At 67.9% G+C, this 4,838-nt stretch carries 5 protein-coding genes; 1 reads left to right on the top strand and 4 read right to left on the bottom strand.

Going from position 1 to position 4,838, the window contains the following annotated elements; all coding sequences use genetic code 11:
- Positions 1–112 precede the first annotated feature (112 nt).
- Positions 113–1,462, bottom strand: coding sequence for a PhoH family protein (locus tag ACWDU1_RS29610; protein WP_450003500.1), 1,350 nt, complete (start codon positions 1,460–1,462; stop codon positions 113–115).
- Between the two features lie 482 nt (positions 1,463–1,944).
- On the bottom strand, positions 1,945–2,328 hold the full coding sequence (locus ACWDU1_RS29605) for a DUF488 domain-containing protein (RefSeq protein ID WP_450003499.1): 384 nt from the start codon (positions 2,326–2,328) through the stop codon (positions 1,945–1,947).
- Positions 2,329–2,436: 108 nt separating this feature from the next.
- Between ACWDU1_RS29605 and ACWDU1_RS29600 the strand changes: the two genes are divergently transcribed.
- Positions 2,437–2,709, top strand: coding sequence for a hypothetical protein (locus ACWDU1_RS29600; RefSeq protein ID WP_450003497.1), 273 nt, complete (start codon positions 2,437–2,439; stop codon positions 2,707–2,709).
- 124 nt (positions 2,710–2,833) lie between these two features.
- Here the strand turns inward: ACWDU1_RS29600 and ACWDU1_RS29595 are convergent, their stop codons facing one another.
- Together ACWDU1_RS29595 and ACWDU1_RS29590 are read right to left on the bottom strand one after the other, a co-directional pair.
- A complete protein-coding gene (locus tag ACWDU1_RS29595) occupies positions 2,834–4,645 on the bottom strand; it encodes a vWA domain-containing protein (protein WP_450003496.1) in 1,812 nt (603 codons plus the stop codon).
- Between the two features lie 6 nt (positions 4,646–4,651).
- A partial coding sequence (locus ACWDU1_RS29590; protein ID WP_450003494.1) for a hypothetical protein occupies positions 4,652–4,838 on the bottom strand: 187 nt, incomplete at its 5' end.

Raw genomic sequence — 4,838 nt, 5'->3', positions numbered from 1 at the left:
TCGGCTCTCAGCCCTCGAAGCGCATGTGGCGAAGCCACAAGTCTCGAGGGCTGAGAGCCGACGCCTCAGGGGCCGAACCCCGCGCCGACGGAGTCGGCGCCAAAAACACAGCTCAGGCGTTGGGGCCGTACTCCTCGAGCATCTCGGTCACCAGTGCCGCGATCGGTGAACGTTCGCTGCGGGTGAGGGTGATGTGAGCGAACAGCGGATGGCCCTTGAGCTTCTCGATGACCGCCGCGACGCCGTCGTGCCGGCCGACTCGCAGGTTGTCGCGCTGTGCCACATCGTGGGTGAGAACGACGCGGGAACCGCTGCCGAGCCGGCTCAGGACGGTGAGCAGAACATTGCGTTCCAGTGACTGCGCCTCGTCCACGATCACGAACGAATCGTGCAGCGACCGGCCCCGGATATGTGTCAGCGGTAGGACTTCGAGCATATCCCGGCTCAGGACCTCCTCCATGACCTCCCGGCTCGCCAGCCCGTCGAGGGTATCGAAAACGGCTTGGGCCCAGGGGCCCATCTTCTCGTTCTCGGTACCGGGCAGATAGCCCAGTTCCTGCCCGCCCACCGCGTAGAGCGGCCGGAACACCACGACCTTGCGCTGAGTGCGCTTCTCCAGCACCGCTTCCAGGCCGGCGGTGAGTGCCAGCGCGGATTTACCGGTACCGGCGCGACCGCCGAGCGAGACGATGCCGATGCTTTCGTCGAGCAGCAGATCCAGCGCGACCCGCTGTTCGGCGGAGCGTCCGTGCAGCCCGAAGGCCTCCCGTTCGCGCACCAGCTGTACGCGTTTGTCCGCGGTCACCCGGCCCAGGGCGCTGGAACTGTTGCCCAGCAGCCGGATACCGGTATGGCAGGGCAGTTCCCGGGCTTCGTCGAGATCGACCACCGACTCGCTGTAGAGGCGGTCGACGATCTCGGTGGCGGTGTCGATTTCGACCATGCCCGACCAGCCGGAGGTCACCACATCCTGCGCGTGGTATCCCTCCGCTCGCAGACCTACCGCGCTGGCCTTCACGCGCATCGGGATGTCCTTGGACACCAGCACCACCTGGCATCCTTCGGCCGCGAAGTTCAACGCGCAGGCCAGGATGCGGGAATCGTTGCTGTCGGTGCGGAACCCGACCGGTAGCACCGTGGGATCGGTGTGGTTGAGTTCCACCTGGATGGTGCCACCGTCGGTGCCGATCGGTAGGGGTTCGTCCAGGCGTCCGTGGGCCAAGCGCAGATCGTCGAGCATGCGCAGGGCTTCACGGGCGAACCAGCCGAGTTCGTGGTGGTGCCGTTTACCTTCGAGTTCGCTGATCACGACCAGCGGTAACACCACGTGATGCTCACCGAACCGGGTCACCGCCCAGGGATCGGACAGCAGCACCGAGGTATCGATGACGAAGGTTTTCAAACCTTTCTGAATGGAGCGAGAATTCGCCGATGGGGCGGATACGGAGCGATTATCAGTCACGGTAGGCTCCTATGGTCTGCGCGGCACCCACACAGACAGTCTCGCTGGGCCGGTAGGTCCGGATGGCGGCTGGCGGAGTACGTCAGCGGCCACGAGGACCGGGTGCCGGCCCCCTCGTACTGAGTTGCTCAGTCACGGTCAGGACCTCCCGAGCGAGCCGCAACGCGCGACCCGCCACATCGAAGCTACCTCGTAACATGCCGGGTGCGCTCGCAGAAATGCGGGTGGGTTTGATGAATTCGCTGTGAACACGCTCCTGGTAGAGCCTATTTCCGCAGGTGAAACCCGGTATTTGTCAGGAGCGGACAATTCCGGAAAGGTTCGCGCGCAGGGTGGGCGCAAACCCTCGCGGCGGCGGCCGGCACCGCATGTTCACCTCGTTCGCCTCGGATTTGCCCGGTTGCCGGTGCCCGAATCGCGGGCGGAGCGCCGCCGCACGCCCACCCCGACGGTCGGTACGGATCGGCGCCGGGCACCCGGTGCTAGTGCCCGAGGAACTCCAGCAGCACCGGCAGGTGGCTGTTCGCAGGATCCTTCACCGCGGTGACCAGGGTTACCGGAGGCCGGGTCCGGGCCAGTCCCCGTAACCGCACGATCGCCTCGTGCGCCGTCCGGTCCGATAATTCCTCCCGGAAGCGCGCGACGAACTCGTCGCGGCGGCGCGGCGGGTTCTCGTGATACCAGCGGCGCAGTTCGTTCGACGGGGTGAGGTCCTTGGCCCATTCGTCGATATGCGCCGCGCTCTTGGCCACCCCTCGTGGCCACAGACGGTCCACGAGGACGCGGTAGCCGTCGTCCGGATCCGGTGCCTCGTACACCCGTTTGATCCGGAACCCGGGTGGCGTGGCCGGGGGCTCGTCGCTCATCCGTCCATCGCATCACGCGCGCGCCCGGCGCGCGCTCGCGCCACGCGGTGAGTTCCGTCGCGCTGGGAAACCGGCCCGGCGCGCACGCGCGGGATTAGAGTCGGCGGTATGAGCACGAACGCGGAGCTGGACGATCTCTCGTCGAAAGAACTGCACGATCGCGCCGTCAAACAGGCAGTGCGTCGTGGCGATATCCGCTTCCTCTGGGAACTGCTCACCCGGATACCTGCCGCCGAGGCCGCGGCGGGACGGGTCGGGGAGAGCGAAGCCGATATCAAATGGGTGGTGCCGATGCTGGACGACTACGTCCACGCGGGTGAAGGCGACCTCGCCGAGGCACTACGTGGCTTCTACCTGGACTATCTGAAAGCGCACTCCTGAGCAGGGCGTGAGCGGCGCCGGTAGGCGAGCCCGCCGACGAGATCGGGCCCGCCGGTCGCGGCGAGATCGGCCGGCCGCCGGACCTGCGTGATCTTGCCGTCGGGAAAGTGCGAGCGATGCGACGCTACCGCAGGTAGAACACCGGTCCTCGGGGCCGGAACGGTAGCGAGGCGCCCGCGGGCACCAGGAACGCGTGATCGCGCCGGATCCGCAGGACATCGCACTGCCCGTCGGTGATGATCAGTATCGGCCCGTCGCCGGGAAAGTCGGTCGCCTTCTCGAGGGCCCACACCCCGGGCTGCAGCACCGTACCGCCGCGGCCCCGCACCCGGACCCCGTGCGCGATCTCGGCGACCGGCAGATAACCCGCGTCGTACGCGGCGGCATCGCAGTACACGACCCGGGCGTACGGCACATCCCGCGCGGCCGCGTAGGCGGCGATCGCCCCCAGCGCCTTCCCGAGCAGAGTGGTGTCCATGGACCCGGAGGTGTCCAGCACCACCCCGAATGTCGGGAGCCGGGTGTTCTCCTCGGGCCGGGCCCAGGCCGGTCGCGGGATATCGGGAGTCGCGGATTGGCGGCGTGAGGCGCGGGCGTAGCTGCGGCGCCGTTGGGCCGCCGGTACGTACTCGTCGAACCAGCGGGCCAGCTGGGCGTCCCAGGGCAACGGCGGCTGGTCGAGCGCCCGGATCGCCTGTTCGAGAGCGGCGGGAACGAAGCCGCGGCCGCCGGCGATGTGATAGGCCAAGCCCGTGACCAGTGCGTTGCGGTAGTACTCGTCGAGATCCACATAGCCGCCGGCCCGGCCGGGGCGTGGGATCGGTTCGCCGAGTACATCACCGAGCCCCCGGCCGCGCAGCGTCGCCAGTTTGCGCAGGCGGCGCAGGTCGGTGGCGATGCGGTCGTAGACCTCCTCCGCGGAGCAGCCCCGCAGGTCCCCGTCGTAGAGCAGGCCCTCGGGCATTTCCCCGACTGCCATCTCGACCAGCCAGCCGTTCACCACGTAGTCGCAGGCCACATTGAACAGATACGGGTCGCGCCATTGGTTGCGCTCGCCGTGGCGCAGCGCGGCGTGCAGCATTTCGTGGGCCAGCACGAACCGCCACTGCTCTTCGCTCAACCCGGCCAGCGGGTTGATGTAGATCTCGGCGGCCTGGGCGTTCACGGCGGCGATCGAGATATCCCAGTGCCGGGTGAGTTCGGTATCGGCGACCACCGTCATCCCCGTGGCCAGCGCCCCGAGCAGGGGATACGACGATACGAACCAGCCCAGTGCCGCATCCCAGGGTTGTTTCCGGCGGAGTCCGTGCTCGGTATGCTCACCGCCCGCCTTCGCCAGGGCGTCGCGGGCCGCGTAGGCGAGACCGGCGGCGAATCGGTTCAGGTAGTTGTCGCGGTCGGCCTGCTCGGCGGAGACGATATGGAAATCGGGGTGATCACCGCGCTGGTACTCGACCGGGATCGCGGTATCGCGCCAGCGCAGCGCGGTCGCGGTCTCGTCGGAGATCGGTGCCGCGGCCGGGAACTGTTCGGGACGCCGGCCGACCTTCATGGTCGCCAGGTACTGGTCCACGGCCGCGCAACAGGCCGCACGGTACTCCGCGGTGGGCGCCCATCGAGGCTGCGAGTAGGAAGTGCCGTCGAGCCGGAAGATATTGCCGGGATGGGTGTTTCGCGGATCGGTATGACCGAATCCGGCATGCAGCAGGCAGTGCGCGAAAACCCACGCCCATTCGTCGGCGGTCGCCCGGCGTTTGGGATGGTAGGCGATCCGGCCGTCCAAAACGGCCCACAGTTCGGGGTCGGAGCTCGGATCCAGGGTGTACAGCGCGTGGTTGGAGAGATTGCGGAAGGCCGGGTGGGCCAGGGTGATCCGCCAGCCGTCCAGGGCGGCCTGCTGCCACGGTGAAACCTTCGCCCGCCCGTTGCGACCCATGGACGGCTACCTGCGGGCAGCCAGCCGCGGCAGATCGCGGCCGACCTCCAGGATGAACCACGACGGCAGGACCGGAGTGCCGGTGTCGTCGGAGGCGATGACCAGCTGCGCGCACTCCACCGAGATCTCGGCCAATTCGACGAGCAGGGATTTGGTGCGCAGCACGAACCGCTGCGTCGCGGGGGAGATGTGT

It is taken from the genome of Nocardia sp. NPDC003345, from assembly GCF_053589395.1.
The sequence above is the reverse complement of the archived record's forward strand: the minus strand, read 5'-3'. Positions and strand labels throughout refer to the sequence as shown.